This is a genomic window from Candidatus Woesearchaeota archaeon, assembly GCA_018675335.1.
Taxonomy (GTDB): Archaea; Nanobdellota; Nanobdellia; order Woesearchaeales; family UBA11576; genus JABJCP01.
This window is the reverse complement of sequence record JABGYH010000007.1, coordinates 487,867-513,053: the sequence shown is the minus strand read 5'-3', so window position 1 is coordinate 513,053 and position 25,187 is coordinate 487,867. Positions and strand designations below refer to the sequence as shown.

Genomic DNA, 25,187 nt, shown 5'->3' with positions numbered 1-25,187 from the left:
ACTATTATTCATAAATTCATATTTATTCTAATTTATATGCCTTTCTGAATATTTCCCAAAACATTTTTAAATAATCCCCCTAAAACTAAACTCAGCTAAAAAACAATCAATACATACCACAAGCCAAAATGACTCAACAAACTGAACACCAAATGAGATTAGAATCAATTTGTTTTGATGAAATCGCTGCAGACTTAAAACTTGTAGAATTACGTTTATTAGATGAAAAAAGAAGTAAAATTAGCATTGGAGATATTATTGAATTCAAAAAACGCCCCAATTTAGAAGAATCAATAACAGTTCGAGTTACAAATATTAAAACATATTCTTCTTGGCAAGAATTAGTAAACGACACTCCGCTCAAATATTTTGGCCCAAGATGGAAATCAAAAAAAGATTTGATTGAATCAAGTTCAGGATATGACTCAGAAAAAGAACAAAAATACCAAAATGTTGCATTTTATATTTCAAGAGTTAAATAAAATAATTCTAAAAAAAAAACTAAAAAAAATAATTTAATTATTTAATAAATTCATCCAACGAACTTATTTTAAATTTAATTTTGTACTCGTTCTGCAACAAGCATTATAGCGTCTCCTTTTTCAACACCTAATTTTTCCCAAATATGTGCTTCTTCAGTTTTAGGTTTTGGAGTATCATACATCAGTGCACGCCCAAAATAAACTCCTCTCTTTACAAGATCAGCTCCAACTTCAGGATCATATGCTAAAACTATTTTCTTTAATGCTTCAGGAACTTCAACTCCATTAGGGTGCATTTTATATCCTGTTTGAGAACATAATCTATCCATTGCTCGATAAAGCGCAGGATTTTGTGTTCGAGATAATAAATAATCTGACGGCCCTAAAGCAAGTTCTAATTTAAATAAGGGTTCTGCAATTCCCTGATGTTGTATTTCTCGTCGAAGTAAAATAGTGTTATAATAATTAACAGTTTTTCCTGCGAGTTCCATAACTTCATTTACTGCGTATCCAATTACTCTTTCATCTCGTTTAAGTAAAAGAACATAATCAGCTTCCCTTGTTCTCCCATCTATGGCCTCATACGGTAACCATCTTCCAAATGAATCAAGTGCGACATCATAAAGTAAATCAATTAACAAATCTTGTTGATCTCCTGGCAATTCTTTTGGCGTTACTAATTCAACACTCAAATCATGAGTTTCTAACTCGCTAACTAATTCATGAATTAAGTCGCTAATTTCATTACAACTAATACCTGCACCCTCCAAATTTTCTTCTCTTAAATTTATTCCTTGAATTGTTTGATTTTGCATTTTTTCCTCCAAATCTGCATAGCTTAAGCTATTTTATGTTTTAATTTTAATTTTAAAAAAATTCATTCAATAAAATCAACATAGAATTTTCTAGAATCAATTATTGTTCTGATTTGAATTCTAATTTTTGTTTCATGCTATTTTGGATTTCAAGCCAAGCGTTTGAAGAAACTTATTTTAGAAATTATGAAGTTAGCAAAAGCTAAAGAAAAAGAAAAATTCAAATTGTTTAATTACAATTTTATTTAACATATTATAAAGTATGCTTCAATTATTTATAAAACTTTTGTTAAGAAAATCTACCAGATTAATAAAATAAAAAAAATAAAAATAAGAAATAAAAAAATAAAAAGAAATTTATTCTTCTTTTTTCTCTTCATCAGATTCATCATCTAATGGAGGAGGTGGAATTTCCATATCATCAACTGGAGTTTCAGCAACTGGTTCTTCTGCAGGCACTTCTTCAGGTGCAGCTTCAGGTTCTGTTACAGGTGCTTCTTCAACTGGAGTTTCTAAAGCAGGTTCAGAATTTACTTCTTCAACTGGTTCTGCAACTGGAACTTCTGCAGGCATTTCTTCAGGTGCAGCTTCTTCAGGTGCAGCTTCTTCAGGTGCAGATTCTTCAGGTGCAGCTTCTTCAGGTGCAGCTTCTTCAGGTGCAGATTCTTCAGGTTCATCTCCGAAATCTTCGGTATCTTCAGGTGAAGGTACTGATGCACGCATTGGTTCTGGTTGAGCAACAGGTCGATTATCTTCTCTAGGTCTTCTCTGAGGTGGTTGATCCTCATCAATCGGTCCTTGTGCCGGGCCTATAACTTCAGCAAATCCTACTTTTTTCAATACTCTAGTGATTTTAACTCTAACTTCATCACCTTCACGAGCGTTAGGAATAAAAAGAACAAATCCTTTTTTCTTTGCAACGCCGTCGCCTTTTTCTCCAACTGCTTCAATTCTTACATCAACTTCTTCTCCTTCTCTCACAGGAGCCACAGGCGCGCGAAATCCTCCACGCCTATCATTATTTCCACCGTAATTATTCCCATACATGCTATATAACACCTATAAATTAGTTTTAATCTTGTAGACAAGCTACAATACTAATCTAAAACGTAAAGTAGTATTTAAAATTATCGAGAAAGAAATAGCCTAAATAATTATTTAAAAAAGAAAATAAAAGAAAAAATGAGTTTAAAGGTCTTTTAAACCTTCTTCGACAACCATAAAATTAGCTTCCCCTTCAGGCAAATTTGGCGAATCTACAAGTTTTGCAACTCTCGAACCTTTACGACCTTTTCTTAAATAAATCCTAAACGTAGATGCGTGACCTACAATATGCCCTCCAATTGCAGTAGTTGGATCTCCAAAAAATTGATCAGGTTTAGACATAACTTGATTGGTTACATAAACACATAAATTATTTGAATCTGCAAGTCTTGCAAGAGTATGCATGTGTTTATTCAATTTCTGCTGTCTTTCTGCAAGAGTTCCTCTTCCAATAAATTCTGCTCTAAAATGAGAAGTTAACGAATCCACAACAACTAATTTTACATTAAGATTATCATTATTAATTAAGTCTTGTACTTTTTCTACAAGTAACATTTGATGATCAGAGTTATACGCTTTCGCAACTTTTATTCTTTTTAAAACTTCAGAAGGATCAACTCCTGCGCCCTTTGCTAATTGTATAATTCTTTCCGGACGAAATGTATTTTCTGTATCTACATACACAACATACGCATCAGGAAGTTGTTTAATAATATTCACAGATAATATGTGACCAATTTGAGTTTTTCCACCACCAAATTCTGAAAAAACTTCAGTAATTGCAGATGTTTCAAAACCGCCTCCCATTAATTCATCAAACATCGCACTACTAGTAGGAATCTTTACTACATTTGCTCTTTTCTTTAAAATCTCATCTCCAGAAACAAATCCCATGCTTAAAGAATCACGAGCAGCATTTATCATTTTTCGAGCAACTCCTTCACTTACACCAACATCATCAGTTAGTTTTCCAGGAGATGCTATAGCAATAGACATCACAGTATCATATCCTGATTCTTTAAGTTTTTCAGCAGTTGCAGCTCCCACTCCTGGCAAGTCATATAATGTAAATTCTTTTTCTTTTACTTCGTTATTTGATTCGGATTCCATTTTTAATGATGTTGGAAGAATATCTTCAACGCCAATTTCAGGCATAATTTCTTCAGTTTTATTTTTTTCAGATTTACTCGCCATTTGTTAATCACCTCATATATTTAAAATTGTGTGTATTATCTATTAAGTATTATTTTTTGCAAATTACGCCATTTGCGCTAATTCTGGATGTTCCATTGCTAAATATTCATACGATTTATTCAAAATAAGTGTAGCTTTGGGAATATCATTAAGTCTCATTGAATTAGTTTTTTTCCACTGACCTTCTCGATCCTTGTAATTGCGTTCTAAACTTATAGTACTATATGCAAATTCTTTTCCATCTTTTTGAATTTTATTAACCCAAATTGAAGCAGAAATAGCACCTACTTTGAAAACTTTAACTGGCATTGTTTTTTCCATTTTCTTTTCCCCCTTGCTTTCGCTTTTTGTTTCAATTTCCCTTAAATTATAGACAACTTTGGCCTCAGGAAATGGAGGTCGTTGCAAACAAGGGTAAAGAGGACTTTGATCGGGAGTGCTTGTTTACAACAAAGAATAGGTTAAGTTGATCATTTAAATAGCTCACACGCAACTGTCCAGTGTCCAGTGAACTTACAAACATAGAATTAAACTAGTTTATTCTTTCTTATTCGAATCTTTCATTTCTTTTTTGACTTTGTCCAATGCTTGATTAATTTCTTCTAACGCATCATGAACTGTATCAATTCGAGTATCATGTTCATCTAAACTATCAATTTCGGATTTTTTAAATGCTAAATTTATTTTACTATCAATTTCATTTAAATCAACATGTCCCATAATTTGATTATCAGACTCAACTGAATTTGACTCTTCAATTGGGGTTGGGTTTTCAATTGGTTTAACTTCAGGAATTATTTTTACCGGTTCAATTACTTGTTCTAATTTATTATTTTTTACTTTGGAAGTTTCCACTTTATTCTGTTCTATTTTTTCAATTTGTGAATCTTCATGTTTAACTGATTCAAATTTATTACTTACTTGATCTAATTTTCGTTGTGGTCTTCCTTTTAATAAATCTGAAGGGTTAAATCTTCTTAATGGCCACACATAACTCAAATAAGAATATGTTTTTGGAACTGCATAACTTGCTCCAGCAACCACGCCTAAAATTAAACATACATATAATACAAACCACAATAAACTTTTTATTTTATCCCATATTGGTTCTTTTGGCATTTCTTCTAGTACTGGAACTTCAATCATATCTTGGATTTCTTCAAGTATTTTTTCAGGTATAAATGTATCCTCCTCAGGGATTATAGGATCATCAATTATAGGAGTAAATACTTTTTTCTTAGGGGGTAATAAATTATAATTTGGTTTTTTAGGGGATGCATACAATTTAAAATTCATCACATCTAATTTTCCTATTTGAGTGTAAGTTATAATAACTTGATCTTCAAAAATATTACTTACACCTATAGTAACTTCACTACCAGGAACAAAATTGTATAAGTAAGGCGAATAAAGTCTACTAAGCAACAATAATGAAGTTGTTAATTGACTTATTTTATAATCATACTCTTGTCCTTCGTACAGCAAAGTTATTTTATCTTTACTATTTACTGAAATATCCACTCCGTCATATGTTGGAATTACATAATGAGTCACAGGATTATCACTTCCACCTCCACCACTTCCACCACCTGGTGTTTGAGGAATAACTGGAACATCATTTTCAAATGTATGAATTATAGTATAATTTAGATTATCAATAGTTACATTACCCTCGCCGTTCCCAAAAGTTTGTTCATTATCATTATCAATTCCCATCGACATTGCTACTTTGAATTCTAATGGAACTAATGGAGCACTAAATTGAATTGAAGTATTATCAAATAAACAAACGGATGAATTATCTGAACTATTATAAGTAAAAGTAATTTTTCCTTCACCCACAATTTGCGCGCTCGTGCCAATAAAATCTGGTTCTGAAACTGCTGAAAAGAAATATCCCGAACTATTATATCTTAATTCACACCCATACCAATCATCATCTTCGCCAGAGCTTACCACTCCAACATACGACAATAAATAAGTTCCATTTTCAAAACTTCCAATTTGAGGAATTAAATTAACCTCCATTGAAAGAGAAAAATTATTTAGAGGTACATAATCCTCAGTTAAAAAATCAACATATATTCCCGAATCATCTTCAATACTTTCGTTCATAAATAATGCAGGCGTTGTTTCATAACTTGCATTATCCTCATCTGAAACATCATAAAAACTTTCATTAAATTCTGAAAAATTATCAAAAAATGATTCTAATTCTCCAGGAGATTCAATATTAAATGTTAAATCATCCATCGAAACATTTCCAATTCCAGTGACATTAGTATATTCATAATCTCGATCAAGACCCATATTTAACGCTAAAATATATTCGCTTCCAACAGTTGCATTAAATATTATTTCATTACCATCATAACTACAAGTTGATTGGTTATTAACAGAGTCAAAAGACATATTAATTAAACCTGAACTAGAAACTTCTCCTATCGGCAAATTAGTTTCATCAATATCAGACCTACCTTTAAAATAATATCCAGAAGAATTATATGAAACTTCACACCCAAAATATAAATCATCATCTTCAACATTAAAAACAGAAATTGCATTAAACAAATAAGCATCCTCAGTAAATGATCCTATTTCGGGAAACAAATTAACATATACTGATGCATCAAAATCTTCACCAATTTCCAAATAATCAAAAGTAATAATATCGACAATAGAACCTGTTTCTTGAGTTAAATCAAATTCGGAATGTAAATAATCAATAGATGAAAAATTAACTCCTAATTCATTCACATCTAAATTATAAAATGATAAATTCAAATTAGGACTAAAATCATCAAAGAATGATTCTAAAAAACCAGGAGATATGGTTGTAAATGTTAAATCATCCATCGAAACATTTCCTGCACCTGTAACATTATCCCAATTTTCATCTCGATCAAGACCCATCCCCAGTGCTAAAACATAATCTTCTCCAACAGTTGCATTGAATGTAATTTCATTACCATCATAACTACAGGTTGATTGATTGTTAACTGAATCAAAAGATAAACTAAGAATTCCTGAATCAGCAACACCAGATATTGGCAAATTAGTTTCATCAATATCAGATTCACCCATAAAATAGTAACCAGACGAATTATAAATAAAATCACAACCAAAAAACAAGTCATCATTAAATTCATTAAATACAAATAACCCACTTGATAAAACAGCATCTTCTTCAAAAGAACCTAACTCTGGATGCAAACTAACATTTACAAAAGCCTCAAAATCAACAGAAGGTTCAACATAATTTAATGTAATAACCTCAACACTAGAAGACTCTTCTTGAGTTAAATCAAATTCTGCATGCAAATAATCATCGCTTGAAAAAATAACTCCTAATTCATCTAAATCAAGTTCGTAAAATGATAAATTCAAATTAGGACTAAAATCATCAAAGAATGATTCTAAGAAAGTATGTTCTTCAAAAACACCCATATTTCCAACAGTTGAATAAGTAACGTCAATTGGAAGTTCAGTTTGATTAACTTGCATAATGCCTGTAATATTATTATACTCACACTCGTAATAATTACATTCTAATTGTAAAATATTATTTCGAGTTAAATTTACGCCTCCGCTCCAAGGAAGATCGTAAAATTTAAGTGTTGCATTCCAAGATTCAAAAATTGTTTCAATAGTAATATTATTATTTTCAATAAATAATTCGGACATTCCTAAACCTAAACTATACGGTCCAGGTTCAATAGATATATTATTACTTTCAACTCTAAACTCGCCATAAGAATTATTATAAACTAAAACATTTTCAAAAAGATAATTATTATCAATTATTCCGCCCTGAAAATTATTATTCAAAAAAGTATTATTTGAAGAGTTTTGTTCAGCTTCATTAGCTAAAATCATCGAACCAATAATAGTATTATTTTCAAATAAAGTATCATTTAAATTTTCTATAAATAAAGACCCTAAAATATTTGAACTAATAACTACTGAAGTATTTTCTCCTAAAATATCTGAAATAGATAATGAAGCATAATTTTTAATTTCATTTGAAACAAATTCTAAATCATATATTGTGTCTGCTAAATTAACTGATCTTTGTTCTGCAGAATTACTAAAAATATTTGAAACAATAGACAAATTATAGCATTGACCAAATCGATTATCATGAGTCCAACCCCATTGATCACCAACAAGTCCAGAATCAGAAAAATCATTATCAAATAAAGTAACATGATCTACACCATACACTCTAAAACCCCAATAATATTCAGAATCATTACTTCTAATTTCACTTAAAGAAATATTTGCAATTGCACTATACTCTTGATCATACTCGCCACTACCAATACTAAAATTACTACTTCCATTTTCAGTCATTTGAAATTCTACAATTGAATAATTAATTGATAAATTTCCAAAAGAATTAATTGAGCCTTCAGGTTTTAAGGTAACATTTCTAATTATTAAATTTCCTTCAGAGCCAGATTCTACTTCTCCAAACCCAGATAAATTAGTAGATGCAAATAAGGTATATCCCATCTCACCGTTATCACCTGCGCTAGCATTAAATTGAACTACCCAAACAAGAAGTTCTTCTTCATGCCATCCTGATGTAACATCAAAAACGTATTCTGCTGCAGTTCCAAAAGTATCATAAATCACAGTCGTATTTGAACCTATATTTGAATGAAATGAATTATCACAGTAATCTCCACTTTCTAAAAAAGTAAATGGCTGTTCCATAGGTGCAGTTTCATTCCAACAACCCGCAACATAATTCCCTCCAATATTACCAAAAATAACTTCAGTTCCATTCATAGGCCCGCCAAAATTAACTCCTAATGAAGAATTTCCATCAGTATCAATCATATAAATTACATTTTCAGGAACATTATCTAAATAAACACCAATTTTATTTGCTTCATTAAATGTTATTCTAAATTCGCCAATTCCGCTATCCCAATCAGGACTATAATTTTGATCAACAAAACTTATATCAACAGGAATATTAACCGACCCAATATAATTTTCTTCAACAAAATCAACATAGCCTATTTCATCTAAAGTAAAATTATTAACTTCGATAAATTCAGAATCACCTTGCATCGATTCAAATATATTTATGTCCCCCATAACTTCTAAAAGTCCATTTTCACAAATTACTGTTTCATTAGAAATATTAAAATCTCCATTACCTGAAGTATACCCATTACTACATACTATTGGATTTGTCAATTCGACCAAACCAGAAAAATTAGACTCTCCTGCAGAAACTATAGTTATATTTAATATTTGTGAAGAGGAATTAACAAATGGAGTTTCGGATAAATATGATTCGGATTGCAGGATATATGACGAAAATAAAGGCCCAGTTGCATTGACATACCAATTAATAATTTCAGATTCTCCCGATAATAAAAAATTTGTTTGAGTTGGATTTGACGTATTTACATAAAAATAAGCTCCAAAATTAAACGGAATTGTTTCATTAGCAGATTCGGCTATATTTAGACCATTTAAATTAAATGAAACTAAATTTATTGGTAATTGAGAATAATTATATTCACTTATATAATTCCCATTATAATCATGAATCAAAATTTTTCCATCTCCTGCAGTTGATGTTGCACTCACAGTAGTGACTGGATCATCACCAGATTTTTCAGTTCGTAAATTATAATTAGAGTATGATTCACTTTCATTTCCAGGTCTAATTTGAGAATTAATAAATACATTTTCAAAATTCCATTCAAAAGATATCAGATTATATGCGTAAGAATCATCTTTATTTTTAAATAGCACAACAGGATACACCCAAGCAGTCATTTCAGCACCAAGCAATGCATCAGATTCCGAACTAATATTATAATCCGCAGGCAAAAAGGATAACGAACCAGTTAATTCATCCCCGTTCCAAGTAACTCCATCACCATCATCATATTGATAAAAAGATAAATTACCCGTAGTGTCATCTTTAGTAACAACAAAGAACATTCTATTAGAATTATGCTCAGCAACTACTGCTTTAATTGTTTCCCCCTCATAAGTTAAATTAGCATAAAATGACGGAGTTTCCGAATCTAAATTGTTCAAAATTGTTAAATTTTCTTCAGAATACAAAAATAATCTATCATCGTTACTTAATGCAATTCCTTCAATAGATTGAGATGCAGATTCATCAAAATTATAATACCATTGAGAATCACCTGAAGAATTTCGTTTAGCTACAACTTCCGAAGCAAGAGTAGTATAATAAAAATTACTTTGATTATCGGAAACAACTTCTGTTGCCCAACCAATATCACCATCCATCACTGCATCCCAATTATTAGTTAATTCACCAGTCACTAAATCATATTGATAAATGTCATCTTCAGTGCTTGCTAAATAAACATAATCCCCTCCTTCAGAAATAGAATTTAAAGATTTATTATATTCACTAAACGAAAATATTGATTCTCCACTATAATCATATCTAGCAATTGATGTTAAATCACTCACATCATAAAATGAAAATACTTGTTCAAAAGTATCATTTGAAATATTTTGAAAATAAACTCCAGCAGTTATGATACCACAATCATTACTTCCCACACAACTAATGTTAACACTATAATTATTAAATTCGTTTTGAGTAAAATTAGTAATTGTATTTTGTGGCTCAATTAAATTTATTTCAATTTCAGTAGTCTCACCAATAGTAATATTTAATTCTTCAGTAACTATTGGCAATATACCCTCTGAACTAGAGGTGATATTTGAATAAATATCATATTCAGAATTTGGCACATTTGAATCTACGATTATGCCCCATTCTAATTGGCATGTTTCTTCAAATAACATATCATCTAAACACTCATCAGTAAATTTAGTTTTAGGATTAGAAATAATATCTCTAAACGGAGTCCCACTATTATAAGGAACAAGTTCATGGTCTGTATTATTATACCAATATAAACTCACAGTTAAATCATTGCAGCCTGAAATTACATTACAACCAACTAAAATTGTATAATTAATATAATCATCAGGAGATTTAAACAATTGATTTGATATTGGAACAATTCTTGTTTGATTAAGATTTCCTGAAATATAGTCCATAGTAATATTTACTTCATCACTCATAGTATTAGAAAAACCTAAAACATCAGAACTCAAATTTGCATAAACCATACTATTTAGTCCAGGAAGTTCTTCAGAAAACACCAACCAATCTAATTGACAAGTATCTCCTTGAGTCATGTTTCCAAGACAAGAATAATTAGTATAATTTTTGGGGGTTGGATTTATTGATCTATATGGATTGCCACTCCAATAAGGAACTATTTCAATTTCAGTATTGTTATACCTAAATAATTCAGAACTAATATTCCCACAATCCCCTAATTCACAACCAACTAAAATTGAATAATTAAAAATAGTATTATATTGCACAGTTTCTTCAGACCCTAAAGGATTCAATTTGGTTACATTTATTATTCCTGCCTGCGTTTCAAAAGTAGTATTAAATTGAATTAACAGATCATTAGAATTATTTCCCTCTGACCTAACATAAACTCCTGCCAAATAATCTCCCGGAGAATCATCCCTAGTTGTTAAATTAAAACTAATTTGTTCTCCAAACCCAACTTGGTCAAATTCAGTTTGATTAATATTTGCATAATCAGTTTCATTTGAATCTAAATATATGGTGTAATTATCTGAAATTAAACCTTCATTAGTAACATTAACAACATAACTTACATTCTCACCAACAGATCCTGTCACGTTTTCTCCGACTTCAACACTAAATTCGTAATCAATTAAATTTAATTGAGTTGAATAATTACTAAATGAATCAACTTCAACGATTAACATATCTTCTTGTGAATTAAAATAAGTTACATTACATCCTTCTTCTTCTCCGCATAAAACTCCATTTTTCAAAATTTCAGGTTCTGCAGGATGCCCTAAACCTTTAAAGATTAATTGAGCAGTAGAATTTAAATTACTTAATAATTCATTGTCGGCCAAACCTAATAAATTTTCCTCAATAAATACTTGTTCTCCCAATACAAAACTAGTTGCATTTATATCAACAGCGGATTTATTTTGCCAAGAAATAGTCCCATTTTCTGTATCAAACACATAATTAATTTCAGCAGCATATGGAGTATAAATTGACTTATCACTTACGTTTTGAATATCTAAATTAACAAAAGTTATATTATCATATGTGTAACCATACGAAGAAACATAAATTCCATTTGCCTCATAATATGAGTCACACCCTCCAGGATTTGACATATTTTTAATAACTACATTTCTAAATTCTGAATGTGACATATCTCGAACATTTATTGCACTAAAAGAACTACAATATTCTGCAGATATATTTTCTATAGTTATATTTTCAAAAAACAAATTTGTCCCATGTAATCTTAAAAGGTCCACATTAACATAATCCATTAGTTGAGTGTTATAAATTAGAGAATTAGTAACATTTGTATCTGGTTGATCTTGAAATTCAATTGCACGCTCATTATTTATCAAACTAAGATTGTTTAAATTAGAATAAGGAACATTATTAAAAGTGATTCCAAACTGAGAAGAATTATAAATTTCAATATCTGAAAGATTAATTCTATCAGTAAAATATCCTCTTATTCCATCATAAAAATTACTCACATTACAATTTTTTATTGTTGCATTAGTTCTTTCAATATTCAAACCAGTAGTGTAATCTGAATAATAATCATCTCCAGAATATCTAATTGTATGTCCTGCACAATCTACAGTTATATTCTCATTATCAATAATTAAACCATTTACTAAGCAGTTCAAATCTTCTGTTAATATTATTGAGTGATTCAAAAATTCATTACAATATGGAGATTGACAATCTCGGGGTTGTCCTATTGGCCACGGCGCATCTAATACAGGATAAAAAACTATGTTAGATCCAAGATGATTTCGTGAAATTTTATTTGAGATTTCATTACAATCTGTTGAGTTCCAATAATTATTTTCAGCTATTATTTCACCATCAACAAGCAAAAAAGTTTCAGATATATTAAAAAAATTATTGTAGGATAAATTTACGGAGCCATAATAAGAAAGTAAGCTTGTATGATTGGTAAAATTGTTATACTTGATTGTTAAATTAGTTCCATCTCCTCCAACACCAGATCTAAATTGTTCAACAGAACAGTTTTGAATTGTATTATTTGAATTATACAAGTCTCGAATTGCAGTATAATATGAATAAATATTTTCTGATTTTATTTTATATCCTTTACAATCAATAACTAAATTACTACCTCCAAAATTAAGACCATTAGAATCACAACTCAAATCTTGTGTTAAATTTATTGACTCATCAATAATCATCCCGCAATAAATTTCTTCACCACAATCTTGTTCTTCACCCGCTGGCCAAACATCATCTAAGAAAGGTTCAAATTCAAACTTAGTTCCCCCTTGATAACCAATCTTACTAATTATTTCAGAACAACTAGTAGAATTCCAATAGTTTTGTTGAGCACTCACATTAAAAGCTCCTGAAAAATATAATGTACTTGAAGTATCAATAAAATTATTTTGAGAAATATTTAATTTATCTCCTGACCCCAATAATACTCCTTGTAAATTTATTACATCAGAAGATATACTGGTTAAATTATTTTGATTAAAAGAAAGATTATTCACATAATAAATACGAAGCACACTATCGCCAGAATCAAAATTATTATTTTGAACTAATAGATTATCGGAATAATCTCCATAAATAGCATACGGTAATGATTCAAATAAATTATTTTGTATAATGCTATTGTTAATATAATATAAGTAAATTCCATAAGATACGTTATTTGAAGTAACTTGATTTCTATTTATATTTAGGTTGTTTAAATAAATCCCATAGTTTCCAACAATATTAATTCCTCGACTTAAATTTTCAAAAGAACATCCCGTAATAGAAATATTATCTGCATCTTCGACATTAATTCCATTGTTCATATTTGAACTACTAATAGTATTTTCTAGACAATCTAAATTAACATTTGAAACATTAATATTGATGCAATTTCCACTAATTGAATTAATTGAATTTGATAAAATATAATTTCCAGGAAGAGTAATATTTATACATTCATCGATTAAAAAACCAGAATAACCAACTTCAACAGTATTATTTTGACTCCAAGCTTGTTTGCCAAATTGATCTTTTGCTAAACACGCCCAAGTATAATTCCCATCAATTAAATCTAAATTCCAATCACTAGTATTTTCTAGCCCAATTTTATTTTGAGAGGAATTAAGTACAAAATTTTGATCAGTTTCATCAGTAATATACAAAGAAATATTTGATAAATTAACATCATCACTAAATGTGCAATTAAAATCTTGACTAATTGGACCGTCTCCAAATATCGCATCATTCTGCGGTTGTTTAGAAACTAATTCTGGATTTGCACCATCAACTAAAATAGTAACATTTGAACTTAACACTCCCAAAACTTCAGAAATATCTGATTCTGCAATTACAAAAAATGTATAATCCCCACCTGATGAATTTGTATGAACTGTCCAATTTATTTCACAAGACTCATCTGCTTGCATATTAGTTAAACAATTATCAGTAATACTTGTTCGAGGATTTTCACTAACTGTATAAAATGGATTTCCCGAACCATTAGGAATTACTCCTTTGCTAAAACCCCAATTAATAATTTGTTCTTGTTCTGCATCAGACATTCTCGCAGTATGAATTTCACTCAAAAAATTTTCTTGAATATCTAATACTTCGACAAGTGCTGCAGATCTATCTGTTTGTTGAACTCCATAATGCATTAAAATTTTAGTTTCACCTGGAAAAACACAAGTATCATTCCATTGCCAATAAGGCATATCATCACCATCAGCACAATATGCAGAATCAATTCTTTCAACACCAAAATTATCTTCTTGAAAAACAAATGCCAATGTAGGATCATTCTCACTTCCTCCACCTAAATCACCTTCATCATCAGTAATAAACCAAGAATCTGCAATAGTAAAATCATTATCTCCATCAGAGGTATTTACACAAACAGTACTCGAATCAGATCCTAAATCACCACTTATAGAAACATTAACACAAATTTCTTGTTCAGTTGGATTTTGTAAAATCTCCAAATATCGTATCCAATTTTCTTGATCTGAAACATAAATTTTTCTAGTAATATTTAAATCACTAATTATTTGTGATTCACAATTAGCCCAACCTTCTAAAGAATTATCTTCAAACCGAAGTCCACCATATTCAGAATAATTAACATTTAAATCAAAAAATCCATCGTACGCATCACTTTGTCCCTCAGTCAAATAACATCCACTTAGTTGAACATCATATAAAAACGAGTTATTATCCTCAAGATTAACACTATTAATTGAAACAATTTGTTTAGTCTTATCACCTGAACTATCCAAAGTTACATTTCCTTTTTCTTCAGAGTCTTGAGGATCAAGTATCAAAGTTATATTCCCGCAAGGACCATCTTGACAACTTATATTAACACTGTAATTAAAAATAGCGCCATTATCAATTAACAAAAATTCAGCAGGTTCATTTTGTTGAATTGCTAAACTGCCTCCAACAAAAATTTCAAGAGTTTTTTGAATTTCAAAATCTTCAAGTTCACTAATGTTTACCAAAGAATTATTACTATTGTAACCTGCTAAACTTACATTAACTTGATGAGGAGAGTAATTAATTCTTTCAGTTTTATTTTCCAAAAACTCATTCAAAACATAATAACCAGTTAAACCGGTTGAATTAGTCATTGCATTAATTACTCCCGCACCAAATAAATCATTAACCAAAACTTGAGAATTATCCAATCCGTCCAAAGTAGAATTGGTAATATTAAAGTAAACTGACTGTGCGATTGTAATATTACCAGCAGCACTCCCAGAAAAATATATTCCAGTTGTATTTAATTCACCATCAATAAAAATTCCAGATCCATCATCGATCACAATAGAATCATCCCCAATCAAGGTATTATTTGTGAAATTATTATTTGTTCCAGCAACTAATTGAACACAATAGTTTGAAGGACATCCCATAATATTGTTATTAAAAAATGAATTACTAGTTGAAAGAGTTAAAAGTGATTGATCTGAATCATCCATATCAAAATAATTATTTGAAACATTATATGAATATCCTCTCAAATTCATAAGTCTCAAATAACCATAAAAACTATTATTATAAATTGTTAAATTGGTTGAATCAAAAATGTTTGAATCTAAGACATAACTTAAATCTTCAATTACATTAGAACTATTAAATTTATTATGACTAATTTCTGCATGCGAGGGTAAATAATAAAACGCTTGCGAATAATTTCCGCCAATAGAAAAATTGTTATAATTAAAACTAAGTTCTCCAGTGCAACTACCACAACTGATTCCTCTACTCCTATAAGAATTCAAATCGAACAAATTATTAGAAACAAAAACATCGTTTACTGATGAATAATATAGACTAAACGTATCTGTTTTGTCAGCAATAAAAGTATTACCATAAATATTAGAATTATTTGATTGATATAAATTAAGAGAAAATAAAGACATTCCATCTTCCTCTTCTTGAGATGAATTAAATACACTAAAAGTTATATTTATATCTTTAGAATTATATGCCCAAACTAATGACCCCACACCAGAAATTCCGCGGGAATTATTAATTGAAATATTTGCAGAATTAAAAAAGGTAATACCATCACTACCAAAAGTAACATTGTTATAAGTTATATTTGAACAATTATTACAAATTATTTGACCATATGTTTCATTTACAATTTCGTTTTCTAACAATATCTCATTTTCAATTGATTCATTATAATAAACTGAAAATCCTTCAACTAGATTGGAAGAATCAATACTTAAATTAAAAGAGTTAATTAGCCCAATACTATTATATTCAGTAGAATTAATTTTATTATCCTCTAAAAAATTATTATTTGAATTTTGAATCCAAATTTGAGAGTTTGTTAATTTATTAGAAGAAATATTATTATTTAATCCATTTGGATTTCCTTGATTATATGAATCAACAATATTAATTCCAATTTGTGTTGCGAGTTCAGAATAAATTGTATTATTAAATATTTTATTGGCAAATCCATATTGTACTATACGTATTGCATCGACAACATCCACCTCAATAAAATTATTTTCAATATAACTATTAAAACCTGCAAAGGTAATTCCTTCCCCTGAAGCACCCACAGCAGAAATATAATTATTTGATATATTCACACTAACAGTTGGATAATCTACATAAATTGCAGAATTATCTTCAGGCATAGTAATATTACTGTTATGAATTCCACCTTGACTTCCATTAAAATATATCGCAGGTCCTGCACCCCAACCACTACTCGTTTTAACAGTGCAATTATTAATATTTACTTCAGTGTATCCTGAATTATTTATCCCATAACCAAAACTTTCATTTATAGAATAATTTATTGAATGTTCTTGACAATCAAGAGTTATTCCTTCTGCAGCAATAGTTATACAAGTTTCATTTGATTCTAAATCTGCAACTAATTTATAATACATATCTTCAGTATCTAAAACTCCACATTCACTAACTTCTTGATAATATCCAGTAGGAATTAAAGTTATGTTTTGTAATGTACTTTCAGTTTCGGATAAATTTAACATAAAATTTTCTTGTTCAAATCCTGCTAAATCAATAGTAACATCATGAGGAGTCATCATAGTTTTATTTGAAGATGTTTGATTAAATTCTCTAATAGTTAACATTTCTGTAAGACCGCTAGAATTAGTATTAACTGATTCAATCAAATCACCAGTAACATTCAAAATTTGTATTTCTGCTAAATCTAATTGTTCTTCAGTAATATTTGTTACATTAAATTGAACATACCAATCAACAAATATTGCTCCATCACTATTAGAAAAAGAAAAGTTTTTTGAATGATTAAATGATGTATTTAATAATCTGGCCATAATATTATTATCTTGACTGCAAACAGAATTGGCTGAATTATGTTTAATGATTGAATCTTTTAATGTTAAGTTTTCCGCGTCACCTGCATAAAGAAACAATCCACAATTACTCTCAGAATATAGATCTAAATTTTCAAAAAGATTATTATCTGAATAATAATTACGTAAAGAATAACTAGTTGAATTAATATTTGAATTCTTAATAATTACAAAATCAGACCATTCAAGAACTATTCCTTGACCAGAAACAGTAGTAGTATTAATATTATCTACAAAAGAAAAATCTGCATTATTAAGTCTTAAAGCTAAAGGTCCTGAAAAAATTTCACTATTATTAATTACAAAACCCTCTGAATTTACTTGAATTGAATCAACTCCCGATCCAGCTGTATTAATTAAACTATTTTGAATTGTTGCATTTATAGAATTAATTACCAAACCATAATTAGTAGGTCCCGCACCATTTATTGATGAATTTAAAAAATTAAAATTAGCTAAAGTATAATCCAAAATACTTCCAGAAGTACTTGTACTAAAAGAGGAATTAATTAAACTTATATTGGTTCCACCAAAGAGTCCAAGGCCATCAATTCCAAAAGTAGTATTATAATAACTTACATTTTCGCAGTTCAAACAAATTACTTGCCCAAAATCATTTAATAATTCATTATTCAATTGATGATTTTGTACTGATTTATTTACCCAAATAGAAAAACCATCAATAGTATTATTATTTGCAATATTATGATCAAAATGAGAATATTGCGTTCCAGATATTGATAATCCTCCAGATCCCGGCGTCAAAAACTCATTGCTTTCAATAGTTAAATTAATAGTGCTTTGAGCATTTACAGGATTGCTAGAATAACTGGTTGCATTAAAAAAATTATTTATTATTGAAACATTTTCTGAATCTTCTATTCTAAAGCCTTCAGATAAATAAGCATTAGCAGTAATATTATTTAAAAAATAATCAATATTAGTTGAATATTCTGATTTAAATCCATGCGCATCTAACATGCTAGTATTAACAGTATTATTATGAATTGTTATTTGATCAGAATTTTTTGTGAAAACCCCATAACAATAATAACATTCAGTATTCATATAATTATCATAAACGTCAATTAATTGAGATTCGTATAAATAAACAGGATATGAATAATGTTCATAACCTAAAATATTAAATGAATTATTAAAAATTTCTGATTGAGAAACATTTTCAAAATAAATTGCTGGTTGATCTTGTTGATAACCATCAGGACGCAACAATGAACAGTTTTGAACTGTAATGTTAACAACATTCAAAGCAGTAATTCCATTTGATGTTCTCGTTCCTCGACTATAGTTAATTAAATTATTCAAACCATCAATAGTTATATTATCTTCAACAATTTTTATCCATTCATGTTCACATTGTCTATTTTCAGTTAAATTTTTTGACTCATTTACGAATTGACCACAATATAACTCCCCACAATCTTCAGGTATTCCTTGAGGCCAACTATCATTTAACACATTAGTTAAGAAAAATTTTGAATCATCATCGTGATCAACCATGGACATTATTTGTTCGCAAGTAGATCCATTCCAATAATTATTATCTGCTAAAATCGAAACACTTCCTAAATTAATATTATAAGTATAAAGATAATAAGAATTAAAATTATTTGATTCAAGTAAAATTTGATTTTCTAAAGTCTCACCAATTGAGAGAAGTCTAGATACGTTAGTTAAATTATTAAATCTAAAACTTAAATTTATTGGATTTGATATCCTAATTGAAGTTGAAGCAGGTCGCATATTAGTCATAATATTATATTCCAAAATAGAGTTATTAATATTATTTAACTTCGCACCAGTCGTATTCATATTCCAAATTTGATTGTTTGAAAAATTAATATAATTTCCAGAACCATAAAATCCATCAGAACTTGAGTTAATAAAATTATTAAAAAAAGTTAAATTAAATGAAGCATCAGAATATATTCCTTTTGAAACCCAAGAGGCACCATCACTAATATTATAAATTAAATTATTAAAAATTGAAGAATTGCTAACTTGGTTTAAAGAAATACCATATTCATAATTATCATATATATTATTATCACTAAGACTAACATTAACCCCTCCTGATAGGTAAATACCCGCACCTGATTGACCAAAATAATTATTAAAAACAGTATTGTTAAAAATTAAAACATTATTAAAATTATTTAAATAAATACCTTGTTCAAATCCTGAAATTTCACAATTTTGTATAGTTCCATTTTCAAAATTACCTTCTGGAGAAGTTATTCCTTGAGAATTATCAACAGAATTATCTCCTGTAACATTATATCCTTGACAATCAAGAGTAATTGAATTATTATTTAATGTTAAACAAGTTTCAGAACTCGTTAAGTTCTCAGTCAAACAATAATTTCCGGGATTATTTAAGTTACCACAACTATTAATATAATAATCACAATCACCCCCTAATATTTCTACTTCATTTGAACAAACTTGATTTCCATCACCAATACCATCATTTGGAGTAACACAAAATGACCAGTTTTCTCCAGTTGTAGTTTCTTCTGAAACTAAAATATTAGATTTGTTTTCATAAATTACAAAAATCTGTTCATCACTTAAAGATCTATTAAATATCATAAATTCATCAATTAATCCTGAAAAAGTTTGAGTTGTTTTAAACGTATTTTTACCAATATCTATATTGCCATTAATTATTGGATCCCCTAAAGGAATTAATGATCCATTTCCTTGTGCAGTATTGTTTAAAACCCCATTTACATATATAGAAATATTTGTTCCATTGTAGCGTCCAACAATATTTAACCACTGATTTAAAGGAATTGCAGAACTTGTTGTAGTTCCATAAGCATTATTGTCATCCAGCGTTAATGCAAATCCTATTTTTCCAGCATCATCAAAATACATTGAGTACGCAGACCAAGGATCTTCATCAACTGTACTCCACTTACGATAAAAAATTCTAGACCACGCACTCGAAGAAGTAGGATATATCCAAACAGAAAAAGTTATTCCATATTTTCCAGTTAAATCATTATTTGCAGAACTCATAATTGAAACAACATCAGTATTTTGGGTAAAATCATACGCGCCACGCCCATCAAAACCACCAGTACTAATCCAATCTGCACCGTTAACAATTATTTCATTTTCAATTGGAGAATAATCTTTAGTAAATGAAAAATTACTTCCCCCTTCAAAAGGAATATTTGCAATAAATAAAGAAGTTCCATTAACTTTCCAATCAGTAATATTTTTTACACTATCTTCGTCATCATCACTAACAGTCCAATATGAGGTTAAATTCTGATTCGTGTTATTAATTAAATTATTTGTTGAATTTAATATCAAATCGTTAATAATTGGTAAATTATTTATGATCCCACTACAATTTTTTCCACCATCTGTAATAACCCAATTATAAGTATCAATCAACGTATCATTTCTTGATTCCTCACCTAAACAATATTGAGAATTTCCTGCTTCAAAATTCACGGAATCAGTTAATGTTAATTCAGCCCAGCCATTTAACAAACTATCATAATTTTCTCTAGATAATTGCGAATCTTGAAACATGTACTGCAAATTAATAACATTTGAAACATTCCAACTACCAATATCTTGATTGAATGGAGAATTTCCAAACATAGCATACATATTAGTTACATTTGAAACATCCCAAGAACTAATATCTTGATTAAAAAAAGAATTAGCAAACATATTAGCCATAACTACCACATTTGAAACATCCCAAGAACTAATATCTTGATTAAAAATAGTATTTGAAAACATATAGCCCATAGTGCCAACATTAGAAACATTCCAACTACTGATATCTTGATTAAATGGAGAATTTCCAAACAGGACATACATATTAGTTACATTTGAAACATCCCAAGAACTAATATCTTGATTAAACTTAGAACCCGAAAACATATATTGCATAGTAGTTATATTTTCAGAAATTTCATCAAAAAAATTAGGTTCGGTTAATTGAGTTATTCCAAAATTGACTGTATCACGAAACATATTTTCAGCATTTGTAATTCCACTAACTCCTAAAGATATATTAGTTAAAATATCAATTAGTGCATCTTCGGCGCCTTCAAAGAAGGATATTCTTGAGGCAGTTCCATTTACTGAAATATTATAAATTCCATCTGCAGAATAATTGTGCCACATGAGTCCAGTATAATCTGTGTAATTTGTGTAGTTTGTTTCATTCCACCAAACTGTTAAATTCGCATCGTCGGCCTGAAATGAAAAATTAGTTCCAGCAATATGACTGGTATTAATTTGAAAAGTAAACTTATTGGTTGGATCAAAACTTATACCACTACAATTTTTTCCACCATCAGTAATTGTCCAATTATATTCTGATTCATTTGTTAATATTGAATTTCTAGCAGTCTCACCTAAACAATATTGTGAATTTCCTGCACCAAAAATTACTGAATCAGTCAATGTTAATTCAGCCCAACCATTTAACAAACTATCATAATTTTCTCGAGATAATTGATAACTTTCAAACATGCCGCTCATATCTGTCACACTAGAAACATTCCAAGCACCAATATCCTGATCAAAGAAAGAGTCATAAAACATGTAACTCATATCAACCACATTAGAAACATTCCAAGAACTTATATCCTGATCAAACTGAGAATAAATAAATGTACTATTCATATTAGTTACACTTGATACATCCCACTCACCAATACTTTGATTAAACTGAGAATTCCAAAACATATAACCCATATCAATCAAATTAGATACATTCCAACTACTAATATTTTGATTAAAATCTGAATTTTGAAACATGTGTGTCATATCAGTTACATTCGACACATCCCAAGAACTAATATTCTGATCAAAAATAGAATCATAAAACATATAACTCATATCAACCGCATTAGAAACATTCCAAGAACTTATATCCTGATCAAAAACAGAATTATAAAACATATTACGCATATTTTGAACATTTGAAACATCCCAAGAACTTAAGTTTTGATTAAAACTTTCTGATTGTCTAAACATAGAGTTCATATTAGTAACTTTAGAAACATTCCAAGCACTAATATCCTGATTAAAATCAGAAACAATATTAAACATAAAATCCATTTGCTCAACATTCGAGACGTCCCAAGAACCAATATCTTGATTAAAATCATAAGTACTTCTAAACATATATCCCATGTTAGTAACATTAGAAACATTCCACGAACTTATGTTTTGATTAAAATTTAATGCATTATTAAACATTGAATTCATATTAATTACATTAGAAACATCCCAATCAGTTATATTTCCATTAAAATCAAATGCTCCTGAAAACATGTTGCGCATATCTAAAACATTTGAAACATTCCAGTTGCTAAGATTTTGATTAAAATCTTGAGCATAATTAAACATTAAACTCATATCTTTAACATTAGATACATCCCAATTATCGATATTTTGGTTAAAAGGCGAATTTGAAAACGATTCAGACATAGTAATTACATTAGAAACATTCCAATTACTAACATCTTGATTAAAACTCGATGAAGAAAATATGCTTTGCAACGTAGTTATATTTTCAGAAAGCTCATCAAAGAAATTAGGTTCAGTTAATGGAGTTATTCCAAAATTATCTGCATCCATAAACATTCTATAAGCACTAGTAATTCCACTAACCCCATTTGATACATTTGTTAGTATGTCTATTAGTGCATCTTCAGTTCCTTCATAAAATGATATTCTTGATGCAGTTCCATTTACTGAAATATTGTAAATTCCCTCAGTAGAATAATTATGCCACATTAGTCCATCATAATCAACGTAATTTGTGTAGTTTGTTTCATTCCACCAAACTGTTAAATTCGCATCGTCGGCCTGAAATGAAAAATTAGTTCCAGCAATATGACTGGTATTAATCTGAAAAGTAAAATATTCTTGAGTTGTTTCTTCTTGATATATTGAGTAATTACTAAAACCATTAACATCTGCTTTGACATATTGTCCAGATAGAGAAGACGTTACATTACAATTTGGACTGCTACAATTAGTTCCTAATTTAACCAGTTGTGGATCCCCAGTAAAATCAACTCCCTTAATTTCTATTTGTGCAAAAGAATCAAGAGATGATAGCCCCGGTAAGTCTGCCAAACCAATATTATTCTCTTCTAAAAATATTGTTGAACCAACTTCTAAATCAAACGCGCCAATTGTAAGATCTTCTTTTGTCCAATTAATTAAACCAAATGAATTATTATAAATCAGTGAACTATAATTGCCAGGATCTGTTGTATCATCTATTGCATATAACCCTGCATTTATTAGGGTAGTATCAATTGATTCTACTTCAGCATCACTATTAAGTTCTAAACTTCGTTGTAAAACATTTGATATTGTATTATTTATCAATATGGAAGTAGTATTTTGACCAAATTGAAATCCAAATATAGTTCCATTAATTAATTGATTATTATAAAAATAATTTATTGCAGAATCCTCAGAAACAATTAAAAAGCCTTTTGAAAAATTTTGTAAATAATTATTAATAAAATAATTTCCAGTATTTGTTTCAAATGAATCAAATTTAATTGCTTCTTGAGTTGTATTTATGATTTGATTATTAATAAAATAACTATTTGTAACTCCTCCCGAAGTTGATCCTAATTTAATTCCATATACTGAATTATAAATGTTTACATAAGAAATATTTGAGCCAATACTCGCTCCATGAATATCTACACCAGAACTAAAATTAATAAAAGTACAGTTAAAAACTGAAATATTATCCCTGCTATTACTTACATAAACACCTGAATCTCCCAGATCATTAGTAAACGTGTGCCCTTGACAATCTATCCACAAATCATCAGTACTTATAAGGAAACAAGTTTCAGTAGTAGTATCATCTTGAGTTAATGTAAAAATTCCAGGAGTTAATATAGGCCCTGATTGACAACCAGTCCATTCTCCTTGAACCTCTAACAAATTTTCATTCTCGCTGCTATCATCAACCCCAACATCTAAAATTCCTGAGTCTTTTACGGAATATCCAGTTAATCCCATTTTACTAGAAAAGAAACTATTAATTGAATCTGAAAACAAATTATTGTTATTTTCAGACGCAACTCCCACATTTGTTGAATTTAAATTTATACTAAGAATTCCACCAATACCAATAAGTAATGTAACTATTAAAACCATTGCCAATTTTTGGCTTTCACTAATTTGTTTCAAATTAATTGAGTTCATAGTTTTTTAATTACCTTATCATAAACTTTCAATAAATCTTTTAATTCCTTAATTTTTAATGAATAGAACTTGTTTGGATGCTTTATTCTTAAATTTAAAAAACCTAAATCATAAAGTAATGTTAAATGTCTAGAAGTTAATGATACACTCATGTTTGTTTGTTGCGCAATATCTTTTACTGTTAATTCTTGGTCTGAAATAAGTTTTAGAATCTGTCTGCGAGAGTTCGCACTAAGTCCTCTTGCAAGTCTCTCTTCTTTTATATTCATATTTATATAAAGAATAATTTCATTCTTTTTAAAGTTTACGGTTTATACAATTGTGAAGTTGAACAACTATGAAACTAAAAAGTTCAGTAAAAATCAATTTTTAAAAAACTACAAAATAC

Annotated in this window: 6 protein-coding genes and 1 pseudogene; 1 reads left to right on the top strand and 6 read right to left on the bottom strand. The window is 29.1% G+C overall.

What is annotated here, in order from left to right:
* Positions 1–128 precede the first annotated feature (128 nt).
* Positions 129–482 carry a hypothetical protein gene (locus tag HN587_06640; protein MBT7903512.1) on the top strand — a complete coding sequence of 118 codons (354 nt, stop codon included), beginning with the start codon at positions 129–131 and terminating at the stop codon, positions 480–482.
* Between the two features lie 74 nt (positions 483–556).
* Here HN587_06640 and HN587_06635 read toward each other — a convergent pair whose 3' ends face one another.
* The 6 genes and pseudogenes from HN587_06635 to HN587_06610 form a co-directional block, all read right to left on the bottom strand.
* Complete coding sequence (locus tag HN587_06635; GenBank protein MBT7903511.1) at positions 557–1,297, bottom strand: hypothetical protein; 741 nt, start codon at positions 1,295–1,297, stop codon at positions 557–559.
* A gap of 810 nt (positions 1,298–2,107) precedes the next feature.
* A pseudogene (locus HN587_06630) lies at positions 2,108–2,344 on the bottom strand (TRAM domain-containing protein).
* 141 nt (positions 2,345–2,485) lie between these two features.
* Entirely contained in the window at positions 2,486–3,451 is a 966-nt protein-coding gene (gene radA / locus HN587_06625; protein MBT7903510.1) for a DNA repair and recombination protein RadA, read from the bottom strand.
* Between the two features lie 147 nt (positions 3,452–3,598).
* Positions 3,599–3,856: a hypothetical protein gene (locus tag HN587_06620; GenBank protein MBT7903509.1), complete on the bottom strand. Its 258-nt coding sequence runs from the start codon at positions 3,854–3,856 to the stop codon at positions 3,599–3,601.
* 216 nt (positions 3,857–4,072) lie between these two features.
* Positions 4,073–24,799, bottom strand: coding sequence for a BspA family leucine-rich repeat surface protein (locus HN587_06615; GenBank protein ID MBT7903508.1), 20,727 nt, complete (start codon positions 24,797–24,799; stop codon positions 4,073–4,075).
* Complete coding sequence (locus tag HN587_06610; GenBank protein ID MBT7903507.1) at positions 24,796–25,068, bottom strand: winged helix-turn-helix transcriptional regulator; 273 nt, start codon at positions 25,066–25,068, stop codon at positions 24,796–24,798. The genes HN587_06615 and HN587_06610 overlap by 4 nt, the downstream gene beginning before the upstream one ends.
* Positions 25,069–25,187 lie beyond the last annotated feature (119 nt).